The sequence below is a fragment of the Psychromonas algicola genome (genome assembly GCF_004378355.1).
Taxonomy (GTDB): Bacteria; Pseudomonadota; Gammaproteobacteria; order Enterobacterales; family Psychromonadaceae; genus Psychromonas.
The window spans coordinates 53,552-76,543 of record NZ_SNUB01000002.1 but is presented as its reverse complement, the minus strand read 5'-3'; the positions used below and the strand labels follow the sequence as shown (position 1 = coordinate 76,543).

At 35.7% G+C, this 22,992-nt stretch carries 22 protein-coding genes; 9 read left to right on the top strand and 13 right to left on the bottom strand.

Annotated features, from left to right (window positions below; genetic code table 11):
* Nucleotides 1-37: 37 nt before the first annotated feature.
* Nucleotides 38-670 carry a LysE family translocator gene (locus E2R67_RS01345; protein WP_134289116.1) on the bottom strand — a complete coding sequence of 211 codons (633 nt, stop codon included), beginning with the start codon at nt 668-670 and terminating at the stop codon, nt 38-40.
* A 117-nt stretch (nt 671-787) separates the two neighbouring features.
* Between E2R67_RS01345 and E2R67_RS01340 the strand changes: the two genes are divergently transcribed.
* Complete coding sequence (locus tag E2R67_RS01340) at nt 788-1,696, top strand: LysR family transcriptional regulator (RefSeq protein ID WP_134289115.1); 909 nt, start codon at nt 788-790, stop codon at nt 1,694-1,696.
* A 58-nt stretch (nt 1,697-1,754) separates the two neighbouring features.
* On the opposite strand, the gene E2R67_RS01335 is transcribed toward E2R67_RS01340, so the two are convergent.
* Both E2R67_RS01335 and E2R67_RS01330 read right to left on the bottom strand, forming a co-directional pair.
* Complete coding sequence (locus E2R67_RS01335; protein ID WP_134289114.1) at nt 1,755-2,270, bottom strand: protein disulfide oxidoreductase; 516 nt, start codon at nt 2,268-2,270, stop codon at nt 1,755-1,757.
* A gap of 1 nt (nt 2,271) precedes the next feature.
* Nucleotides 2,272-4,383 (bottom strand): protein-disulfide reductase DsbD family protein, encoded by a 2,112-nt coding sequence (locus E2R67_RS01330; protein ID WP_134289113.1) that lies wholly within the window; start codon nt 4,381-4,383, stop codon nt 2,272-2,274.
* Between the two features lie 357 nt (nt 4,384-4,740).
* Between E2R67_RS01330 and E2R67_RS01325 the strand changes: the two genes are divergently transcribed.
* Both E2R67_RS01325 and E2R67_RS01320 read left to right on the top strand, forming a co-directional pair.
* On the top strand, nt 4,741-5,730 hold the full coding sequence (locus E2R67_RS01325) for a 2-hydroxyacid dehydrogenase (protein ID WP_134289111.1): 990 nt from the start codon (nt 4,741-4,743) through the stop codon (nt 5,728-5,730).
* A gap of 251 nt (nt 5,731-5,981) precedes the next feature.
* On the top strand, nt 5,982-6,551 hold the full coding sequence (locus E2R67_RS01320; RefSeq protein WP_134289110.1) for a phosphoribosyltransferase: 570 nt from the start codon (nt 5,982-5,984) through the stop codon (nt 6,549-6,551).
* A gap of 66 nt (nt 6,552-6,617) precedes the next feature.
* Here E2R67_RS01320 and E2R67_RS01315 read toward each other — a convergent pair whose 3' ends face one another.
* Nucleotides 6,618-7,202, bottom strand: a complete 585-nt coding sequence (locus E2R67_RS01315; protein WP_134289108.1) for an acyl carrier protein phosphodiesterase — start codon at nt 7,200-7,202, stop codon at nt 6,618-6,620.
* Nucleotides 7,199-8,074: a DMT family transporter gene (locus E2R67_RS01310; protein ID WP_134289107.1), complete on the bottom strand. Its 876-nt coding sequence runs from the start codon at nt 8,072-8,074 to the stop codon at nt 7,199-7,201. Before E2R67_RS01310 ends, E2R67_RS01315 begins: the two co-directional genes overlap by 4 nt.
* A 247-nt stretch (nt 8,075-8,321) precedes the next feature.
* Between E2R67_RS01310 and yihG the strand changes: the two genes are divergently transcribed.
* Entirely contained in the window at nt 8,322-9,203 is an 882-nt protein-coding gene (gene yihG / locus E2R67_RS01305; RefSeq protein ID WP_134289106.1) for a 1-acylglycerol-3-phosphate O-acyltransferase, YihG family, read from the top strand.
* Nucleotides 9,204-9,559: 356 nt separating this feature from the next.
* Nucleotides 9,560-9,847 (top strand): hypothetical protein, encoded by a 288-nt coding sequence (locus E2R67_RS01300; RefSeq protein ID WP_134289105.1) that lies wholly within the window; start codon nt 9,560-9,562, stop codon nt 9,845-9,847.
* A 233-nt stretch (nt 9,848-10,080) separates the two neighbouring features.
* Here E2R67_RS01300 and E2R67_RS01295 read toward each other — a convergent pair whose 3' ends face one another.
* Nucleotides 10,081-10,572, bottom strand: a complete 492-nt coding sequence (locus E2R67_RS01295; RefSeq protein ID WP_134289104.1) for a GNAT family N-acetyltransferase — start codon at nt 10,570-10,572, stop codon at nt 10,081-10,083.
* A 49-nt stretch (nt 10,573-10,621) separates the two neighbouring features.
* On the bottom strand, nt 10,622-11,161 hold the full coding sequence (locus E2R67_RS01290) for a helix-turn-helix domain-containing protein (protein WP_134289102.1): 540 nt from the start codon (nt 11,159-11,161) through the stop codon (nt 10,622-10,624).
* A gap of 69 nt (nt 11,162-11,230) precedes the next feature.
* On the opposite strand from E2R67_RS01290, the gene E2R67_RS01285 reads away from it, so the two are divergent.
* Nucleotides 11,231-12,418 (top strand): benzoate/H(+) symporter BenE family transporter, encoded by a 1,188-nt coding sequence (locus tag E2R67_RS01285; RefSeq protein ID WP_134289101.1) that lies wholly within the window; start codon nt 11,231-11,233, stop codon nt 12,416-12,418.
* Here E2R67_RS01285 and E2R67_RS16580 read toward each other — a convergent pair.
* Nucleotides 12,415-12,579, bottom strand: a complete 165-nt coding sequence (locus E2R67_RS16580) for a hypothetical protein (RefSeq protein ID WP_166739290.1) — start codon at nt 12,577-12,579, stop codon at nt 12,415-12,417. The genes E2R67_RS01285 and E2R67_RS16580 overlap by 4 nt on opposite strands.
* Nucleotides 12,580-12,795: 216 nt before the next feature.
* The gene (locus E2R67_RS01280) at nt 12,796-13,449 is read right to left on the bottom strand and encodes a hypothetical protein (RefSeq protein WP_134289100.1); all 654 of its coding nucleotides are present in this window, start codon (nt 13,447-13,449) and stop codon (nt 12,796-12,798) included.
* A 1,115-nt stretch (nt 13,450-14,564) separates the two neighbouring features.
* Here E2R67_RS01280 and E2R67_RS01275 point away from each other — a divergent pair.
* Complete coding sequence (locus E2R67_RS01275) at nt 14,565-15,038, top strand: GreA/GreB family elongation factor (protein ID WP_134289098.1); 474 nt, start codon at nt 14,565-14,567, stop codon at nt 15,036-15,038.
* A 10-nt stretch (nt 15,039-15,048) separates the two neighbouring features.
* Here E2R67_RS01275 and E2R67_RS01270 read toward each other — a convergent pair whose 3' ends face one another.
* Both E2R67_RS01270 and E2R67_RS01265 read right to left on the bottom strand, forming a co-directional pair.
* The gene (locus E2R67_RS01270; protein ID WP_134289097.1) at nt 15,049-15,324 is read right to left on the bottom strand and encodes a nitrogen fixation protein NifW; all 276 of its coding nucleotides are present in this window, start codon (nt 15,322-15,324) and stop codon (nt 15,049-15,051) included.
* 84 nt (nt 15,325-15,408) lie between these two features.
* Nucleotides 15,409-16,059, bottom strand: a complete 651-nt coding sequence (locus tag E2R67_RS01265) for a DsbA family oxidoreductase (protein ID WP_134289096.1) — start codon at nt 16,057-16,059, stop codon at nt 15,409-15,411.
* A 247-nt stretch (nt 16,060-16,306) separates the two neighbouring features.
* Between E2R67_RS01265 and E2R67_RS01260 the strand changes: the two genes are divergently transcribed.
* Nucleotides 16,307-17,680 carry an MATE family efflux transporter gene (locus E2R67_RS01260; protein WP_134289095.1) on the top strand — a complete coding sequence of 458 codons (1,374 nt, stop codon included), beginning with the start codon at nt 16,307-16,309 and terminating at the stop codon, nt 17,678-17,680.
* 386 nt (nt 17,681-18,066) lie between these two features.
* Entirely contained in the window at nt 18,067-20,832 is a 2,766-nt protein-coding gene (locus E2R67_RS01255; RefSeq protein ID WP_134289094.1) for a glycine betaine ABC transporter substrate-binding protein, read from the top strand.
* Between the two features lie 209 nt (nt 20,833-21,041).
* On the opposite strand, the gene E2R67_RS01250 is transcribed toward E2R67_RS01255, so the two are convergent.
* On the bottom strand, nt 21,042-21,614 hold the full coding sequence (locus E2R67_RS01250) for a TRAP transporter small permease (RefSeq protein ID WP_134289093.1): 573 nt from the start codon (nt 21,612-21,614) through the stop codon (nt 21,042-21,044).
* Entirely contained in the window at nt 21,614-22,903 is a 1,290-nt protein-coding gene (locus E2R67_RS01245; RefSeq protein WP_134289092.1) for a TRAP transporter large permease, read from the bottom strand. The genes E2R67_RS01250 and E2R67_RS01245 overlap by 1 nt, the downstream gene beginning before the upstream one ends.
* Nucleotides 22,904-22,992 lie beyond the last annotated feature (89 nt).

The window sequence follows — 22,992 nt, the reverse complement described above, 5'->3', positions numbered from 1 at the left end:
GTCCTAATTAATATCCATAAACCAACCCAATATAAATTCAAATAATAATCTTAATCGCAAAAGCAACCAAAACAATACCAGCTAGTTTATCTATTGTATGTTTATAGCGATTAAAACGCGGTAATAGGCTTGGATGTGAAAGTAATAAAGTCACTGCTGAAAACCAAATAAAATGGGCAAACACAATTATAGATGCGTAAATAATTTGTATAGAAAAAGGCGTATCGATTGCAACAACTTGGGTAAAAATACTTAAAAAAAACAAAGGAGCTTTAGGGTTAAGCATGTTTGTCATAAAGCCAGATCGCAATGCAGATAACGACGTTACGGGCTTATTATCAATGTCTAAATCTGTATTTATTTGTTGATTGTTTTTAAGTAATTGCCACCCCATATAAATCAGATAAGCTGCACCTAGATATTGGATGATTGAAAAAATCCAAACCGAATTAGCAATAACAACTGCGAGCCCTGCTAAAGTATAAGTTGCATGCATACAAATGGATAAACAAATACCTAAAGTAGTATAAAAACCAGCAAATCGTCCCTCACGAATACTAGTGCGAGTAACCATTACAAAATCCACTCCAGGAAGCAAAGCCATAAAGACAGCAATACTAGTAACTGCAATTAACTCAGTATAATAAGGGGCTAAATAATATGATTCCATGTTCACTTCCTTTTAATCAAGACACTACTCAGTAAAATACTGTGTAATTGATAGGAACATGTTAAATTAGCGACCTCCAAGCAACAATATACTCATTTGTAATAGGACTTGTGCCCAATGAACACAAATAAACTTATTCCTTTACTGCCTGATCTTGCGATTTTTGTAACTGTGATCGAACAGGGTAATTTTAGTAAAGCAGCAAAAAAATTAGGCGTAACGCCATCAGCGGTGAGCCGACAAATAAGTCGTTTAGAAGATGCATTGGCATTAAAATTATTACAACGTACAACCCGACAATTAGCGTTAACCGAATCCGGAAGAATTACCTTTGATTATTGTAAACAAATGTTAGATGCCGCAGATCAGGCTGTTAGTGCAAGTAGCTCGGCAAGCACAACACCTACGGGGTTATTGCGTATAGCGGCACCAAAATCATTGGCCAACCAAGTGTTAAGGCCTCTTTTTGTTGAGTTTTCAAAAACATACCCAACAATTAAACTACATTTAAAGGTAACTGATAGGCTATTAGATCCCATTCATGATGCTGTAGATATTTTAATTCATATTAATGAGAAACCCATCGAATCATTAGTCAATATAAAAATTGGCCGCACGGAGCAAATCTTATGTGCTAGTCCTGAATATTTACAACAACACGGCACTCCTACTCACCCAGAACAGCTTAAAGATTACAGCTGCATTTGTTTAGGTGAGAATGTAACCGACAATCGCTGGCGCTTCACTAAAGATAATCAGCAATCCACAGTACATGTGAATGGCAGTTATTTGGTTAACCATAGCGGAATGAGACGAGATGCGATTGAACAAGGATTAGGCATTGGCACTTTACCCGATTTTGTTGCAAAAGAAGCAATTAAAGAAGGATTATTAGTGCCTATTTTAGAGACATGGCAGTTACAAGGTAATTACCAAGGAGATATTTGTTTACAGTTTTTACAAAGCAAATACATGCCAAGCAAAAGCCGTGTTTTCATTGACTTTATTAAAGATAAAATAAATTAATCATTTTATCTTTAATTTATTATAAACCTGCTAATAATCACATTAGCAGGTAACTCCATTAACTCAGAAATAATCTCGCCCACATTCCAAAAGGCGAAGTAAATCCAGTTGTCACCGAAGATATTTCACCTTTATTGATGATAAATAAAGTCGGCGTGACTGAAATTCCCCACTGACGACTGATCAAACCTTTTTCATCATTAACAACGGTAAAGTCATATTCTTTAGCGCCAAGATATCGTTGCACACGTTCATCAGGCCTCGAGCTTAATGCAACAGTCACCACTTGATAACCATCACTTACCAAATCAACCGAAGGCGAAACCGTACTACAAACACTGCACCAGGTAGCCCAAAAATAAACCAAAACAGGCTTTTCTTGACTCATTGCAAGCAAGTCTATTGATTCACCTTGCACGCTAACAGCTGTCAATTCAGGCGCCTTACCAGAAACAAGCTCCTGTGCTCGCCATAAATCAACACCCCAGCCAACGACCAAGAAAAATAAAACATAACCTAATATAGATTTGAGTCGAGCTCCCCAACCTTTTTTTGTTTTTTTCTTTTCAGACATATTATTGTCCCTTCGCTTGTTCTATCGCGTTTAGTACATCATCACTGTTCAAAATAGTAGATAGCTCGATTCCATTTGGAGCCGCAGGGCCATAAACAATATTAAAAGGAACACCATAACGGTCAAAAGACTGTAAGTAAGTGGTTACAGACTCAGAGGGAACAGTCCAATCACCTTTCATTGCGATAACATTTTGTTGTTGTAGTTTGCTATAAACAGGATCTTGTAATAGCACACCTATTTTATTGGCTTTACAGGTAACACACCAATCTGCAGTCACGTCCACAAAGACAACATTGCCCTTTGCCACTTCTTGGTTAATCACTTGTGTATCTAATGGTGTCCATGCAATTTCTTCATTAAGTGGTGTCGCCCAATATTTTGCAGTTAAACTCGCAACAATAAACCCGATTGAAGAAACAAGTAAGAAACACGAAAAAACAATCACAAAAACACGTTTTCCGTATTTTTTAACAATTAATAACCCAAAGCTAATTAAAATAAATAACACAACTAACACGGTATAAAGCAATCCGATAAAGTTGCTCAATAAACTGACTAACCACAAACAAGTCACAAGAATTAATAAACCGAAGATCAGTTTGATTGTCCCCATCCACTTACCCGGTTTAGGTAACAGCAGCGCAACACTTGGAAACAGTGCAATCAATAACCACGGCAATGCCATACCTAGACCTAGTGCAGTGAATATTGCAAATAATTGCCAAGCAGAAGCACCTAGTGCAAAACCTACCGCAGTTCCTAAGAAAGGAGCCGTACAAGGTGTCGCTAATAACGTTGCAAATACACCTTGTAAATAATGACCAATATAAGAATGTCCACCTTTAGTCGCCAACCACGTCTGCATCGATGCAGGCAATTGAATTTCAAACAAACCTAACATATTTGCCGTAAATAGAGCCGTTACCACAACCATTAACGCGATAAAGTAAGGGTTTTGGAATTGAATTCCCCAGCCAAGCGCTTCACCCGATAGTTTAAGTAAAAAGAGGAATAAAGCGAGAAACCAGAAAGAGCTGATAATACCAATACTCGAAGCTAAAAATTGTTTACGGATTTGCGAACGCTGATCACTATCAACATTTAATATCGAGCTTAATTTCATGCCCAAAACAGGTAATACACAAGGCATCACATTGAGTATTAATCCACCTAACAAGGCGATTACAAAGATAGAGAAAATAGATTCATTCGGTGTTGATATTCTTTCATTACCTAAGATGGTTGTGATTTCCACTGCAATATCTTTATCAACAACGGTAACGCTTACATTCTCACCAGTTAGGTTAACTTCCCCACCCCAACTACTTGCATCAAAAACGGCAGTCATTTGATTGCCAGTAACAGAAATGACAGGTTTAGAAAAAAATACGTCGGCAAGCTCAGGATTACGACTATCAATAAAGATATCAGGTGACTGCCAAGGAACTTGATGAGAAACCTGCACGATGACTTGCTGATTAAATTGATCCCAAGAGTTAGCAACTTGCGTAATATTCGCATTATTTTTTTGCGCTTTAACCGCGTTTTCAGAAACTAATATCGGCACGCTACTAACCGCTTGCGCGTACGAGAAGGCGACATTTTCATCGATCGTTAAACGAGTCGGATCAAAAGTTAAATCGATGTTGTAATCTGTTAGTACACAAATCGTAGTACATGAAGCAAGCGTTAAGACACCTTTGAGGCGGCTAACTTGTTTTGCATCATCAACAGCGACTTGAATAGGAATATGTATTTGATTTTTATAACCCACTGTTTCAACGCCTAAAACAGGGTAACGTTTTGGTGTCGGCCAAGACCAATGAACATCTTGAATATTGGAAGATTGAGGTTGCCAATCAAAAGTAGGTGCAACGCCCCCTTCACCAGGAGAACGCCAGTAGGTTTTCCAATCACCTTCTAAAGTGACATTTAATAATCCATTCACCTTATTATCTTGTACTGGTTGCCCTGTTAATTGAAAATTAACTTTAACAGGAAGGTGATTAAAGTTACTTAACCAGCCGGTCGATGGCGCTTCTGCTAATGCGCTACTTGAAAAAAAACAAAATAATAATAAAGAGAAAATATAACGCTTAATAATGGACATTAACACTCCAATAAAAACAAGGTAATAATAAGTAAAACAAGGAATAACCGTTTAGCAATTCACTAATATAGTTACCGCTAAATCATTCACTCCGCATTGAAAGCTCAACACAACAAAACAAAACAAAACAAAACAAAACAAAACACATAGTAAAAGATTCGCAGCAGTGAATCTATAAGACCTTTACTTGTAAGAATAAATTTCATTTATTTTTATCTTGTAAAGAAGGTAAATAATACGAGACATCTTTAACTCAACAACCTGCTTAAATAAAATAATCCAAGGTTAGATATTGCTGTTAGGCACTAAAATCGTTATAACTCCATAGGATAACCTTTTCAATATGGAGCACAGTTTATGAAAGTCGCGATGTTCAGTTCTCGTAGTTATGATATCCAGCATTTTGAGCCTCTTATTTCCGCACCCATGAGTATTAATTTTTTCGACACGCAGCTTAACAGTCAAACTGCAGCACTAGCAGCAGGATATGATGCAGTATGCGCCTTTGTAAACGATGACTTAAGTGCACCGGTATTAACTCAATTGCATGAGTTAGGCATTAAATATATTGCTATGCGTTGTGCAGGTTTTAATAACATCGACTTATTTTGCGCTAAAGCTTTAGGGATCACGATAGTCCGTGTTCCAGCTTATTCTCCAGAAGCGGTTGCTGAGCATGCGATTGCATTGTTGATGACGCTTAATCGTCGTACACATAAAGCTTACCAACGTACTCGTGATGCTAACTTCTCTCTAGAAGGGTTAGTTGGATTTAACTTGCACGGTAAAACTGTCGGTATTATCGGCACTGGTAAAATAGGCATTGCGACTATGGCTATCTTTAAAGGTTTTGGTTGTAAAATTCTCGCTTCAGATCCTTATCCATCGGAACATGCTATTTCATTAGGCGCTGAATACGTAAGCTTAGAAACACTGTTTGCGAATAGCGATGTGATCAGCTTACATTGCCCATTAATGGATGATAATAAACATTTACTTAACAAAGACACTTTTGCACTAATGAAAGATGGTGTCACCATCATCAACACAAGCCGCGGTGGTTTATTGAATGCAAATGATGCCATTGATGCATTAAAATCTGGCCGAATCGGTGGTTTAGGGTTAGATGTTTATGAAGAAGAAGAGTATTTATTCTTTAACGATCATTCTAGTGAAATTATTACCGACGACACTTTCCGTCGCTTATCGGCTTGCCACAATGTTATCTTTACAGGACACCAAGCCTTTTTAACGAAAGAAGCGCTAACAAGTATTGCTGAAACAACACTAAATAACTTAACTGAACTTGAAAACAGCAACACCAGTGTTAACCAAGTAAGTCATTAATTACAAAAATTTATCTGGCAGATAAAACCTAACCACATCAACACCCTGATTTTATCTGTCATTTGAAACAATACACATTGAGATCAATATACACAGCTTTAACACATGCCAAAATCCAACCAATCAAAATGAATACAAGCAAAACCTCACTTAAAAACACTTTTTTACTATCTTTTTTTACCTGTAAATTGTGCAGAGGGGCTGTTTTAGTTTAAACTCCGTCGATTAAATTAATTCCAAAGGAACATGATATGACTGACAAAGTCTTTATTACTTCGCAACAATTACTTGAAGACTCGTTTCGTCTTGCAGCACAAGTTTACGATAGTGGTTTCCGCCCACAGTTTATTGTTGGTATTTGGCGTGGCGGCGCACCAATCGGGATTGCAGTTCAAGAATACTTTGACTACAAAAAAGTAGAAACAGATCATATCGCTGTACGTACTTCTTCTTATTACGGTATTGGCAAGCAAAGCAAGACCATTAAAGTACATGGTTTACATTACATCATTGAAAATGCGAATGCTGACGATGGGTTATTAATTGTTGATGACGTATTTGATTCAGGCCGCAGCGTCGTTGCATTAACTGAAAAACTAAATGAAGTGATGCGTTTAAACATGCCACGAGATGTACGTATCGCAACACCTTATTACAAGCCTAAGAATAAGGCCGTAGATATGGTACCTGATTACTACATTCATGAATCTGAAGAATGGTTAGTTTTCCCACATGAAGTATCTGGACTTTCAGTCAAAGAGATCCATGAAGGTAAAAGTGACTTTGCTAATATCAAGCACTTATTTAATGAAGAAGACTAATCCTTCTCGTCTAAGTGCTTAATAAAAAAAGAGACTATTTAGTCTCTTTTTTATATTGAATAACTTTTAATAGTTCATGCTTTCTTGTAATACTTCTTTGTATAAGGCAAAGAAAATAACACTTAATTGCTCATAGTGCTCGCTTAATACTTTTCCTGTATCACCTAAAGGAGCCATTCTTTCACTGCGCATTGCCATTCGTTTTAACGCGTAACTGATATTATCAATTGTCTGATAAGACTCTAACCATTTATCTTGCCACACCCAACCATTAACTCTTTCAAAACGCTCAGGGAGAACAACCTGTTTATCTGCAGTTTCTTTTTCTATTGTCTGTTCCGCTAACAAACAAAAATCATGCAAAACTAAGTGATGAAATTGTTTCCAATGTAATGCTAAAAAGTGATCCCAAAACATATCCAACGCAATCGGTGCATAACGACGTAAAGCTTTTGGAAATAATAATTTTGCGGCAAGCACTTGTGGATGCTTATCTACAAAGCTATCAATATGCCGATGTAAACGAATTCCTTTCACCATCTCATCAGGGTACTTACCATCAGGGTTTCCTTTCACAAAATCCCCTAAAAAATTACCACTGAAACTTGTCTTGGTATGATCTGCAATATGCAAATGAGCAAGATAATTCATACGACAACGACCTTATTTTCTGCATGTCCTTTGCTCACAAGAATTCCCATAAACACAATAAAGATGCTCACCCATTGCCAAGTCGTTAATACCTCATTCAATAGCAGAGCAGATAATAACAAAGCAAAAATAGGCACTAGATTAGAATAGGCCGCAGCTGTTAACACCGATGAACGTGCCAATGCATAATTGTAAGTTGCATAGGCACCTAATGTCACCGCAGTCCCTAAATAAACAATATTCAGTAACGCATTAATATCATGTTGCGGAGGCCACTCTATAAAAAACAAAAATGGAGCAAAAAACACAGTTCCTGCAAAACCCTGTAATGCAATTAACGACAAAGCAGAGTAGCGCTGTAACAAGTGCTTAGTGCTGACCACATAAACCGCAGCACATAACATAGCAATAAACTCTAAGGTGTTCCCCAGTAAAGCATTAGGTGCCTGTTCTGTTTCAGGTGACACAATACTTAATAAAATACTGCCTGTAATACATAAGCTGAAGCCTATAATGATATGTTTACTTAACTTTTCTTGAATCATAAAGAAGGCAAGAAAAGCGACCAACAAAGGTAAACATGAAACGATGATCCCAGCTTGCGAAGCTGAAGTATATTGCAATGCATAGCCTTCAAATAAAAAATACAAACAAGGCTCTGCTAATGACATTACTAATAACCATTTCCAATCACCCTTTTGATAATCAAAACATTTTATCCAGCGCCACAGAAATAAACAAAGGATCAAGGTGAGTAACATCCTAAAAAAGATAACAAAAGAAGGTGGATAAACATCAATCGCCGCTTTTAAAGCAACAAAAGAACTTCCCCATAAAAAGGTCGCGACTAAAAAGAAAAATCCTGCAGGCATAAGTATTCTCTAACAAAAAGTGGGTATCCTAACACCAGCTTGTTATTACTCATACTCGTTATCGTGTAAGAGGAAAATTCAGCAAGCATTAAAGTAGGCAGATTCTAAGCTGAACATCTAACGAGGACAAACAATATGTTTATAGCGCAGATATATAATACAAACCTCATACTTTATATATTCATCTTGTTGCCAGCGGATATTGAATTTGTATAATTAACTCCTATTTACTTTTAAGGAATCAAGCTTGTCTTACCTACTCTTATTCTTAAGCACAATCTTGGTGATCTTAAATACAGCCGTCGTTTCAATGATCATGGTCGCTTGCGCAATCGCAAAGTGGCTTATTCCTATTCTGGCAAGCCAACGATTTTTTTCTAAAATGGCAAATCAAATCATGTGGTGCTGGGCAACCATTAATAAGTTTCTACTCACATTATTTAATAACGTAGAATGGCAAGTAACTGGCAATGAATCATTAAATAAAGAATCCTGGTACCTGCTAATGAGCAATCACATTAGCTGGACGGATATAGTGGTACTCAGCTCATTATTCAAAGATAGCATGCCCATGACCAAGTTTTTTGTTAAGAAACAGCTACTCTTTGTTCCTTTTGTTGGCTTAGCTTGTTGGGCATTAGATATGCCATTCATGCGCCGCTATTCATCTCAATATTTATTAAAGCATCCAGAAAAGCGCATTGCGGATATGAAAAGTACACGTAAGGCTTGTGAAAAGTTTCAACAAGTTCCCACCACTATTGTTAATTACGTAGAAGGCTCTCGTGTAACGCCTTTGAAACAACAGCAAACAGATTCACCTTACCAATATTTGCTAAAGCCTAAAGCCGGTGGTATAGCCTATACATTAGCGGCTATGGGCGAACAGTTCGATTGCATTCTTGATGTGACGTTAGCTTATCCTCAAAACCGAGAAACCCCTTTTAAGGACTTATTAATGGGGAAAATGAAAAAGATAGTCGTACAAATCAATGTCATTGAAATCACAGCAGAAGTACAAGGCGATTATTTTAATGACCCCATTTACAAACAACAATTTCAACAATGGTTAAGTCAAGTTTGGCAGAAAAAAGATCAACGATTAGCTGAGATCTATAAGAAAAACTAAACAAAAAATTCTAGTGGTCACATGAAACCTCAACAAAAAAACATAAGCAACTGATAATAAATGCAAAGTTCATTTTTTATTTATCTAGTGTGACTATTTCACACATGTTATGCTTACTATTCTTCTATTAACATTTTTCAAACAAAATAATAACAATTGTATTAAATAACAGATCTAAGTTTTGTACTGGAAAAATAGCTTAATTTAAGGCATAAGTTGATGTTTTTCTAGGTTAACTACGTTAAACCTCTATCAACAGTATTAAGTAAAACACTTTAATGGCTGTTCCCTTTACAAAACTTACAATAAAAAGCAATCTTGCTCGACTCAGCGTTATTTCAATTAGGAAGTAATTAATGTCTAAAAAAATATATAAAGTTGCCCATATTAGAGCACTAGGAAAAGATGTCATTATCGTACCAATAACAAATATAAATAATGACTTACCCAATGAAAAATTGAATGAAATTAGACGTACATTTCAAACGAATGCTATAAAAATTAAATTGTCAGGCGAAGTCTGTTTAGTTTGGGAATTTCATAATATGCTTTGTTTTTTAGCACCTAATCAATGGAAAGCATTTTGTTCCAGCTTAAATATGAGGGTAGTTAAGGAATATCTTAATAAAGAGATGACACTCTAAACGCTCTTATAAAAGGTCACTAATGTGGCCTTTTTTCAAAAACATAAAATACTTATACCAATTACGTTAAATATGTTATCTAAATTTTGCGAAGAAAAACAGTTTAATTCAAGGCGTAAATTGACACCTTTCGAGAGGTTAACATCGTTACCCCTCTATCGGTAGTATTAAGTAAAATACTTTAATGGCTGTTTTAGCCAGTAAAATAGATAAGCTATTTATCGTGATTGGTATTATTCAAGTTCTTCTTTATATAATGCAAACCCTCGTGCTTGGTAATTAGCCAGAGCTGCAGGGTGATCTAAGCTGCAAGTGTGTACCCAAACTCGTTTCGCATTACAGGCATCCCAAGCTTGTTGAATCGCATAAGTTAATAAATAACCACCGAACCCCTTACCAATAAAGGCAGGCGCTAACCCGAAATATTTAATTTCAACTTCCTGATTGTCACTTATTTCTAACTCAAAATAACCCGCTATAGCACCTTCAGAATAAGCAACCCAAGTACGCAAATTATCACGCTCAGAATAAGCTTTCCATGATTGATCTGATTCAGTGAGTTTATCATTCCATTGCCATGCTTCACCGACTAAAGAATACAAAAAACGATTAAAACGATACTCTTTTATTTTAGCTTCAGTGATCACTAAATTTGAAACCACAGCTTTTGTGTTAAGCTGATTTTTATTTAGCATTTCTAAATAATAAACCGTTACATTACTCATTCCTTTCCTTAAATCTGCAATTCTTTACGTTTATTCAACGAAGTCAGTTCTATTCACTTGGATAATAAATAATATTAAGAAACTGTAGCGGAGTATCACCTACATTACGATAACCATGTTCCTGATCGGCAAAAAATTTAGCTTTATCGCCAACATTTAAAAGCTTCCATTCTCCATCAATAAAGTACTCCATACTACCAAGCGTGACAACAATATGCTCTATAACGCCTGTTTGATGGGGTTCTGAACGTTGTTCATGAGCAACTGCGAAATATAAGTTGAACATTTCCATCCGCGTAGTTTGATCATATTCAAAAATAGTTTCAATACTAATTTTCTCATCTTCAACGAACTTGTTAGCCAAGTCCTGCTTATGATCTTGCCCCAAAAAATCAGATAATGGCAATGAAAAACCTGTCGCTATTTTCCACAATCTAGCAATCGTTGGGCTTGATTCCCCACGCTCTATTTGCCCTAACATTGCTTTTGACACACCACAATGCTGGCTCGTTACATCTAAACTCCAGCCCTTTTCCGAGCGCGCTTTTTTTAGTTGTGTGGCGACTGTCATCGTAATTAAATCAGACATATTTTCCTTGTGCGTTATAACGGTTAATGTTAACTTGCCATTTCGTACGTTAAAACGCACAGGCTTATTATGAAAATAGTTTACCAAAAAATCAACTCTATCATGGCTGCAATGAGTGCTGGGTTAGTTGCAGTTATTATTGGCTTTTCTAGCTCAGTTGCATTGATCTATCAGCTAGTATTAAATTTAGGTGGAGATACGCACCTAGTTGCAAGCTGGTTTTTGGCTTTGGGCATGAGTATGGGAAGCTTAAGTATCATACTATCATGCTATTATCGTATACCCATTCTTATTGCTTGGTCGACTCCTGGTGCTGCGCTATTAATTGCAAATGCTCAAGGTTTTACCCTTAATCAAGCAACAGCAGGGTTTATTGTTTGCGCTATTTTATTATGTGTAACTCCATTATTGCTTCCTCTTGAAAAACTATTTAAATGGTTACCCTCGCAGTTAGCATCTGCAATGTTGGCTGGTATTTTATTGAATTTCGGATTTTCTGTTTTTGAACAAATGAATAGCCAACCTTTGCTTATTATTGCTATGTTCGTGAGTTATTTATTGGGTAAACGTTTCTTTCCACAATGGGCATTGTTGATTGTTATGCTAGTTGCCGTTTTGCTTGCTTGGCAATTACAATTAATTGAAAGTAAAAACATCGAATGGCAATGGAGTGAATGGCAATTTATCCAACCAGATTTTTCATGGTCAGTAATACTTGGTATTAGTTTGCCATTATTCATGGTAACCATGGCGGCACAAAATATTCCTGGCATTGCCATGCTACAAAGCTTCGGCTACAAAGCTCCGATAAAGTCTATTTTATCAATTACAGGCCTGTGCAATATTATTGCAGCGCCTTTTGGTGGCTATGCATTAAATTTAGCGGCGATTAGCGCCTCTATTTGCATGACTGAAGAAGTCCACAACAATCCTAGTAAGCGTTATTGGGCAAGTATTTGGGCTGGTATTTTTTATTTATTGCTAGGTGTTTTTGCTGCTTATATTATGGCTTGGTTTGCATTGCTGCCTAATACCCTGATCTTAGCGTTAGCTGGTATTGCTTTATTCAGTACGATTACGCATAGCCTACAACACAGCCTCAATAGCGAGCACAAGCATATCAACGAAGCAGCCGTGCTTACGCTACTTGTGACTGCATCCCCTATTTCATTATGGGGAATAAGCTCAGTGGTGTTAGGCTTACTAAGTGGTTTATTAGCTTTATTTATTAATAAAAAGGTTCGTGAACAGCATTAATCTTTACGCTTTATAACAGGTTTACTATGACTCTTTTTAGGAGACTCTTTATCGCTTTTGTGTTTTTCTTCTGTTAGTGGAAGATTACAAGCACTACTAAAATGAACGCCGTCCAACCATTCTTGTACTTCAGCTTCTGTAGGTTTTGCTTTGTCTGTCATATCGATTCCTTATACCAATTGTATTAAATAACTGATCTAAATTTTGCGCTGGAAAAATAGCTTAGTTTGAGGCGTAAGTTGATGTAAATGGTTGTTCCCTTTACGAAACTTACAACGAAAAAATAAGCCATTTTAACAAGTAAAATAGATCAGTTACTTACTATGATTGGTATTAGATTATTTTTTAAATGCCACTTTCTTTAAATACCATTCCATTTAAATGCCGATGCTATCAAGTATTTCTAGAAAAACTTCTTCACGTGTTTTAGGCGTTAAATTAGGATACAAACGGCATAAACGTATTGCTTGGCTAAATTTATTCTTACCTAATACGCTTAATACACGTGTAAACAAAGCTTCGTCTAAAAAGAAAGTTTTAACTGCATGTGTGACGGCATCATCTAATGACACATATTTAACCCCATCAAACTCAAAGCTTTCATTATTACTATCCACTTCTAATAAATTATTGTTAATAACTAACGGCCAACCTTGGTAATTAATTCGTGCTTGCATCATTTCAAACATAGGCCAAGCACTACGCTTAAAACCTTCGAACGCACTTCCCTCTAGTTCAGATTCTTCTAACTCTCTTTTAGTCCAATTAGAGCCAATACTAAGGACTTTTTGGTGCTTAGTTGCTAAGGCTTGCTTGACCGCATCTCGGTAACCATAAATAGAAGGGAAAGCAGAGCGCTTCACAATACCTGCACACTCTTTGCAGCTTGGTAAACTAAGCGGTTGATGATCAAGAATATTAATTTCATATTCGTGTTGAGGAAATTTAATTTTTTTATCACTTGGTTCACCACAGAACCAGCATGTATTACGGTAATCAAAAGGGATTTCGACAGCGGAATAAATAGCCATATACAATACTCATAAAAAAGAAGTTAGAGTACGTTTTGATCTATTAATAATCAACACTCTTATTAGTTTGTAGGTATTTTAATAACGTATTTAATAGATGATAAATGAATATATTGCAGAGTAAGTAGTTTTAAATAAATTGAAGTTAAATGAGGTGAAGGTGTTTGATATCTAACATTGAGTTAATAAGATGAGGTTGATGAAAAAGCCAAACGCCAGAAACAGGAAAGGGCAACCTAAGCTGCCCTAAATTAGTCATACACTATCAATCCATGATAGAAAATTGCTCCATGCAATGCATCCTTTGACTACCGCCATACTAGGCATCCACTTCCCAAATCCTTTGGGCTTCTTCCCTGTTTACATCCTTTTATGATAAACATCCTGCTTATCATTCCCAACATCCATTGGGTTTCTTCCATGACACATCCATATTCAATAAACATCCTGTTTATTAACGGCTCCCATTCCTTGGAAGGTGTCCTATGCTACATCCTGTAGCAACGTTTTAACTTTTTTCCTGACGATAAACTTCCTGTTTATCTAACTTCAATCCTTGAAGCGTCCTTATAACAACATCCTGTTGTTATCTTCGTTGCTAGTTTACATCCTGTAAATTAGCTCCGTTGTTGTTTGCGGGATAAATAATACGATGCTTATCAAGCATTAATTGCGACTCAACACGAACAAACTAAGAAAAAGGAACAACAAAAAAAACATTAATCTTAATTTTCAACAAGTTAACTTTAAATTAAATTTTATTAACATCTAAAATTACATGCTTAAAGAGAGGATCTAGTACATTAGCAATGGTCGATCTCGCACAAGAGGATTTTAAATAATAATAATTTTTATAAATATTAAGATTTACTTGCATAAAAAAAGAACAAATTAAGCAAAAACTGCATTTAGCTTTAATTTTATAATTGTCTTATTGGTTATAAAGCAATCAGATTTAACAAAAAATTAATGCAACTACATGAGATAACCAACCTCCCTTTTGCAGACTGTTCATTTTAGGAATTGCTTTATTAATAGCATAGTTACAAACAGCAAGTTATGATCGACCTTTTTATCTTAATACTCAAAAAGGGATCGCTCAGTGGTCGCAGATAATGAATAAAATACAATTACATCAACAGTTAATGGTGCATTTACAAAAACTATTAGAGAGCGCAAAAGCGGCAGCTCAGCGCGCCCATGAAACAGCGACAAGCGAAGAAAATATTGCCGAGAATAAATATGATACTTTAGCATTGGAAGCCGCTTATTTGGCACAAGGTCAATCACAGAGAGTAACGCAATGCCAAGCCGATCTAGATGCTTGTATCAACTTACCTTTAGGGAAATCAAATAAAGGGGAATTAGGTGCTTTAGTAGTGTTAGTTGATGAAAATGAACAAGCGAAATATTTGTTAATTTGTCCGGTGGCTGGAGGTATAAAATTACAATGGAATCAGCATACTGTGTTAGTCGTCACGCCACAATCTCCAATGGGTGCCGCTTTATTAAATCAACAAGAGGATGATCAAGTTAGCCTTACAGTTGCCAATAAACGCCAAGACTATGACATTCTACAAATTATTTAATCAGGAGAAATTAACGTCGCTCACAGGAAGTACAACCACGACAAGCACTACGCTGGCCTGCAGGTAAAAGAGATCGCTGAATTCGGCAATAAGCATTCTTTAGGCAACGACGATAATCAAACCAATCAATGGGTTTCTTAATAAGAATATTACCCGAAAATCGTTTTATTAATGCCGAACCATGTTGCTTAATAAAATCACTTTCACAGCTAATGTCAAAAAATAACATCAACTCTTCTACTGATTTCATCTCAGCTAATTGCTGCTCTATGGTTAAACCGCTCACTATAAGAATCTCACTAATTATATAAGTGAGCAATTATACCAAGTCATTTAGCCCCAACTTTGTTTTAGAGCAGCTATTTTCAACTTATTTATTCAATGACAAAAATTCAGTTAATGCTTCTTTGTAAGCAGAAACAGGTTGGGCACCAGACATTGCGCTAGTGCGGTTAAATACAACCGTTGGTACTGCTGAAATACCTAAACGTTGCCATTCTTGCTCTTGAGCGATCACTTCTTGGCGATGCTTATCACTATCTAGACGCATTGTAGCTTCGTTGATATCTAAACCTAATGCGGCCACTTCTTCTAACAAAGTAGTACGATTAGAAACATCTTTTTGATCAGTAAACGCCGCAGTGAATAAACGTAGTTTCAATTCAGTTTGTTTACCCATTTCATGAGCATACTCGAGTAAAATATGTGCATCTCGTGTATTCACTATTTTCATTTCTTCAAAGAAATTAAAGGTAAATCCAGCTTCTTTACCGCGAGCAGTGATATTAACGCGAGCTTGGTTACTTTCTTCTAAAGAAGAACCGTATTTTTCAGCAACGTGTTCGCGAAGGTCTTGCCCTTCAGGCGGCATATTAGGATTCAACTCAAAGGGCTGCCATTGTAAATCAATGCGGTCAGCAACATCGAGTTCATCGATAGCTTTTTTTAAATTTTGATAACCAACAATACACCAAGGGCAAACCACATCTGAAACAACATCTAATTGAATTTTATTGCTCATGGCAACCTCTCTTCATTCATAAAATATAATAAGGATACATTTTACAATATAACCTTGGCTAAAGATGCTTAATATACCTCATTATGAACGAACGCTCAAGAAAGGTAAGTCAGCACTCAAAACGATAAACTTAAAGAGCCCAAGTTGTAAATTAACTAAGCCAGATAAGTAATTAATACTTTTCTGCTTTAAAAATATTATACTGCGCGCTTAATATTTTTGACTTCTATTCAATTAAGACCTAATTATGCACAACCAATCTTACATTCGAAAAAATATCGCGTTAGCTTGGCCGCTGGCACTTAATGCACTATTAATGCAATCCATGCTGATGATTGATACTTTATTAGTATCACCTTTAGGGGAAATTTCATTAGCAGCGATGGGCATTGCAACGACAATCGTCGCTTTCATTCTAGGTCTGCAAATGGCCTTAGCAAATGGAACACAATTAGTACTGAGTCGAGCTGTTGGCTCTGGCAACGCAGAGTCATTATCAAAAGCTTTTTGGTCGGGGTTATTAATTAACAGTTCTGTTGCTTCTTTATTTTGGTTGTTATTAACCTTGTTTGATACGCATTTAATTCAATTACTAACTCAAAATACCGAGCTTTATAAAGAAATTGAAGATTATTTAAATATATCTAAATATATCGTCCTTTATACCGCGGTTACGCAGGTCATGATTGCTCTATTTAATAGTTTAAGTAAAACTAAAATACCTTTTAAAGGTTATCTTATTGAGTTACCCGTCAACGCACTCCTGTCCTACTTATTTATACATGGCCATCAATTTAGCGACACAATTGGATTTACTGCAATGGGTGTTCAAGGCGCGGCACTGGGCAGCATTATTGCCATAACCATTCGCCTTATTTATCTTTATTCATCGGTACGTAATACGCCTAACCTTGAGTTAACCGTACCCAATAATTTCAGTACCATGAAACGTAATATCAAAGGGCACGCGATAGAAATATTTCCCATTGCGGCAAATATGCTTATTTTATCGATTGGCGCGACGATTTATCAATTGCTTTACTCTCAACTTGAGATTAATGCTTATGTAGCAATTACCTTGATCATGCCTTGGGTAATAGCAAGTTCTCAGCTTTTTGCAGCATGGTCACATGCATCGGCAATCACTATTAGCCAAGCCATTGGTTCTAAAAAAATGGAAGGTTTAGTGAAGAATGTAGATACAAGTGTTGATATTACTGTTGTTATATCGATTTTATGTGCGCTTTTCTTTGCGTTGATTGGCTTTGTCATTGCAGATATTTACCCTGCGTTGAGTGAAACCACTTATCATGCATTAGCGGTTATTGCTCCAATCTACATAGTGTTGCCTATCGTACGTGGCTACAATACCGTTCACGGACATATCTTACGTGCACTTGGTAAAACAACCGCCGTTTTTAAAATCAACTTTACAGGGCAATGGATCATTTCTATCCCGCTTTGTGCTTTTATTATTTTTGGATTAGATGAATCTATCTTTTGGGCTTTTGCAGTACAACCTTTCGAAGAAATAGTGAAAGCTTTGCCGTTTAGAAGATTAGCAAGAAAATCACTTAAAGAATTTGATCTTACAAAAGCACAACATTTAATACATGATTAAGTAACGAACAAAATTCAATAAATTTTTATCTTGCATGAATAAATGTTAAAATTTTTATAATGATTTTTATTAATTATTTTCGTGTATTCTGATCTAATTGCTTATTAGACCTTAGATACTCCCAAGTTATTCAGCAATACTTATTAAAAATTTTATTTGCTACTATCAAAATAGCATTTAAAAAAAATATAATCTCATAATGTATGAGACTTTAAAAAACGAATAATGACAATATATTTTACAGCTTTAATCAAGCACAGTATTTGTTTCAATATATGTAGTTTATTACTTTAAAATATTTAGAGTTAATAATATATGAATGATTACAAGGAAATAACCTCGTGCGTTTAAATTGTAGTAGTTTACTTAAAAGTCCAGTTTCCCTCATGATTACAGCAGTTGCACTTTGGATGCTGTACCCCCCTATTGTTAATCACATCATTGATCAAGTTAGTATTTTATATGTAGCCGCAATGACGCACTCTTTCGCAGCTCTTTGTACGCTGGCTTTTGTAGCGTTTCTGTTTGTAGGTAACGAAAAGCTTCATTTCAAAAGCTTACTTTCAAGTCACAATTTAAAAAAAGTCGCACTACCGACTTTACTAGCAGGCTCATTAAGTTGCTCAACCCATCTATTATTATATTCTGCGCTTAACTCTTCTGAAGAGTTTGATGTCATCACCATACTGATATATGAAACTTGGCCAATACTTTTTTTCTTGATTGATACCGCACTAAGACGAGGTAGCAATAAAATATCGATCAGTGATTACATCTTCACAGGAGCTGCTTTTTCAGGATTTATCGTATTAACCGCACCAAACCTTGATATAGCCGATTGGATTTTATTTGATAGTCCTATGCTAAAAACGGTCGGAATAGCAGCTCTTGGTGGTGCAACAATGGCATTAACTTGTTTTTTCCGTATGAAATCTATTGACGTATGGAATGAAATTTCAAAAAGCCAAAATTTAAACCTGAGTAACTTTAAACAGGGAGTGTTAACTGAAGGAGGAGCGAGAACTGTTTCAGCAATTCTTTTAGTAATCATTTTTTTCCTATCGGAAGAAACGATTCCATCTCCTGAATTACCTAATATTCTATTAATGGCATTTGTTGGCGTCGCAATATTAGCACTAGGAAGCCTGTTTTATGACCTATCTGTTTTTAATTCAAATAATGCAGCTATTAGCGCTTTATGGTATTTGATGCCAGTAGGTGCGGTTATGATACTTGCTTTGATGCAGGGCAGATTACTCAACCAGTATGAGGCTGTCGCTTCCGTTTTAATTGTTACCTCTAATATTTTCTTAGTACTTAAGTACCCTCTTCGTTCGTCTCTCCTTATCTTATTTGTTGCTGTCTGTAGTATTGGAACTTGGATCCTTTTTGTGCCCGTTTCTGAAGGTACGCATTATTATGATTTATTGGCAGTTTCAACGATATTCTTTGTATTACTTGCAACTTTTGCATTAGAGCGAATAACAGCTTTAAACAGCGAAAAAGAGAGTTTATTAGGGGAATTTAATGAACAAGCAATCGGCATTTTAGAACATCTATCCGAAGCCGACAAACGTGAAGATTCCTTACATTATGTAAGAAAAATTAAACATTATATTTTTTATAACTTACATAATTTCATACGTGCTTTTAAAGATTTTGAACAGTTATCTGCAACTCAAAGTAAAGTCGAAAAGTTGAAACATTCCATTTTACCTTTTGTAAAAGATAAACAAGAGACTCGAGAACACCTACTCAGTTTGTTTCGTATCGGCGATAAACTACAAACAATGGAAAGCGATAGATTGCCACCAGAAGAGTTTGTCATTCTGATTTTACTTGGTAGCGCGAATATATTTTTCTCTTTAATCTTTCGACCAGAAACACTATCTTCAAGCCTCTTTGCATTAATTGTCAGCACCTCTATCATCTATCTTCTATTGATTATTTTTGAAAGAGATAAGTACTCTAACATTAAAAAAGATCACGCTCTACTGTGCTCCAATTTACTTGATTATGTTAGTAAGCGAGTTGAAAATATTAACTCATGTAACGAAATAATCAACGTCGAAAATGAGATAAAAACGGTCCTTTCAGAAAGATCTACAACACGTGAAACTCGTTCTCGATCTTATTGGATTTTTGGTGTTTTTGTTTTTCTTATTGTAGGATTTGGATATGCTTTTCTTTATGCATCTTTAAACAACGACCGTTCAATAGAAACTTCCCCGCTAAAATCGACTTATACAACAAAAAAAGCGTCTATTAATATTGCACTTTTAGATTGGCCAAGTGCTCAAATTAAAGGTTACATTTTAGCAGGAATAATTGATCAACATACAGGGCTAAATGCTTCAACAATTTCACTTTCTAATGATCAAGTTTTCGAAGAAATGGGCCGAGACAAAGGCCTTGTTGATATTCATCCTGATCTTTGGGTTGAGAATAGCCGTTCTTTAATCCGTCGCTACGTTACGGCATTCAATGCGGTAACTTTAAGTAAAAAATCAGTATTAGGATCTCAAGGACTTTGTTATACCGAATATGATAAAAAAACACTTTCAATGTCAGACCTTGCTACATCAAAAACGGCAAATAAGTACGACCTTTCTGGTAATGGGAAAGGTGATATTTGGGTTGGCGCCAATAGCTGGGAATCGACAAAAATTGAACAACGGCGTTTATCTAGTTATGGATTAGATACTTACTACAATTACCATATTTTTGACTCAGAAACATTTAAAATGTTGTTTGAACGTAATAAACAAAATAAGTTACCTAGTTTATTCTTTTGTTACCAACCAGATGGTATTTTTAATAATGATAATGTCCATTTTGTTAATGCATTAGAACATAACGAAAAGCAGTGGAAGCAAATAATCAACTATAAAAATAAATTACCAAAAACAGGTACATCATGGCCACAAACCAAAATTACAATGGCGTATCGTAGTAGTTTATTAAATGAGCACCATGAACTAAAAACATTGTTGGATAATTTCTCTATCAGCAATGAAGATTTAATTACAATGTTAGCAAGCATTGAGGAAGGCAACTCTGCTCAAGATGAAGCTAAAAAATGGATTGAAAAAAATAATCAGAAAATACTGGAATGGTTAACAGGATTTAAACTCTCAGTCCTAAAAGATTAACTATCTACTCCTAGATTCACAGAAGAAGTAATATTAATTTACAAAATAAACCGTTATGTATAACTCACCTTACATACCTCAACGCGTGAATTTTTTAATCAATAAACCATATTTTCCTTTGATTTAAATTTAAAACAGTAAATAATTATTTTATTTACTGTTTTTTTTAAGTGTTTTCATTTGTTCTGAATAATTCTCTCTATAACTAATTATGAATCATCCTCAGTAGCTAGAACGAAACGCTTTGCTTCTATAATGACATCTGCAATTGAGTAAATCATCATAATCAATGAAGAAATTGGAACGCAGGAATAAAGAATCCATTGTTTCATTTGAAATGCAGTAGTTACTTGATGAGTTCTTAACGTTAATTTTAGTGAATACCAAAACAAGATAGCCATGAATATTGCTGAAATCAGCAAAATAATCAATGTATAAAGATGCTTTAAACGTATGTTTTTAATACGGGGACTTATCCAATCTCCTACTGAAAAGTGAAGTTTTGAACACCATAATCCAGCGGCTCCATAAAAAACTAAAGCCGCAAAACTAAGCTCTATAATTTCATCAAACCAATAGAAAGAATTAATAGTTACAACACTATGAATTAAACTCCCTACCGCTTCCAAATTATGTGTATTTAAAAATTCAACAAAATCATTGATAAGGCGTAACCCTATATTTGCGATCAATAAAACACCAAGTACTGAGAACATGATCATTGCAATATAACGTAGAATTCTTTGCACCCAAATATCAATTGTTTTTAATAGGGTAATCATTACATCTCTCCCATAAGAAGATTAGGTAAAAATAATGAAATACTTGGTACGAATGCAATTAATACAGTGATCAAGAATATCATTAATAAATATGGCCAGACTCGTTTAGCTAATGCGGGCATACCTACTTTTGCAAAACTATCTACAGCAAATAAACACATCCCTACTGGTGGCGTCAAATTACCAATCATGATCAGCAATACCATTACCACACCGAAATTGATAAGGTCGATATCAAACATCGTTGCTATCGGCATAAATAAGGGAAGTGTAATAAGGAAAATGGCATTTCCTTCCAAGAATAAGCCCATAGTTAATACAATACCGATAACAATCCACATAACAATAGACTGAGTTGCACCGTAACCAACCAAGGTTTCTATAATACTATCAGGAAGCTTTTGATGAATAATTAACCATCCGAAAAAATTTGCCGCAGATATAATAAATAATAAACTCACTGATTGAGTAATTGATTTATAAATAATGCTTGGAAGTTCTTTTAACTTTAAATCTTTGTAGAAAAAGCCAAGCATTGCAGCATACACACACACTACAACGGATGCTTCAGTCGGAGTGAAAAAACCACTCATAATCCCACCAACAATAATAACTGGTGCCATAAGAGGCCAGAATGCCCCATTAAATGCAGCAAAACGTTCTTTAAATGGTGCTCTATGCTCTGCACGAGGATAGTTTTTCCGTTTTGCTATAATCCCCAAGGCGATCATCATACCAAGCGCCATCATGACACCAGGAATAAAACCCGCTAAAAATAGACGTGCGACTGACACACTTGTGATCGAACCATAAAGAACAAAGGGAATACTTGGAGGAATAACAGGCCCAATCACCGAAGAAGCTGCGACAAGCGTTGCAGAATCAGCAGGATCATAACCTTGGTCAACCATTGCCTTATGCTCTATTTGTCCCAAACCAGCAGCATCTGCAACCGCAGAACCAGACATGCCCGAAAAAATCACACTAGCAACAATGTTAACTTGACCAATACCACCGGAAATATGACCCACCATGGATTGTGCAAAACGGAAAATCCGGTCGGTTATCCCACCTGTATTCATTAAATTACCGGCCAGAATAAAGAACGGAATAGCTAAAAGAGTAAACCCTGTTGTACCGTAATACATACGATGAGGAAGCATTGCTAATAAACGAGCATCACCAAGCCCAACAAAAAAGACAACAGAGGTTAAACCAATGGCAACAACCACAGGAACGTTAATCAATAGTAGAAAAATAAGAGTGCCAAAAATAGCTAAAGTCAGCATACAGAGGTTACCTATTAGTAAAATCAAAGGAGCGAAAAAGATGATCACGTTTAAAAATTAAAATTATTAATTTTATTGATAAAAAAGAG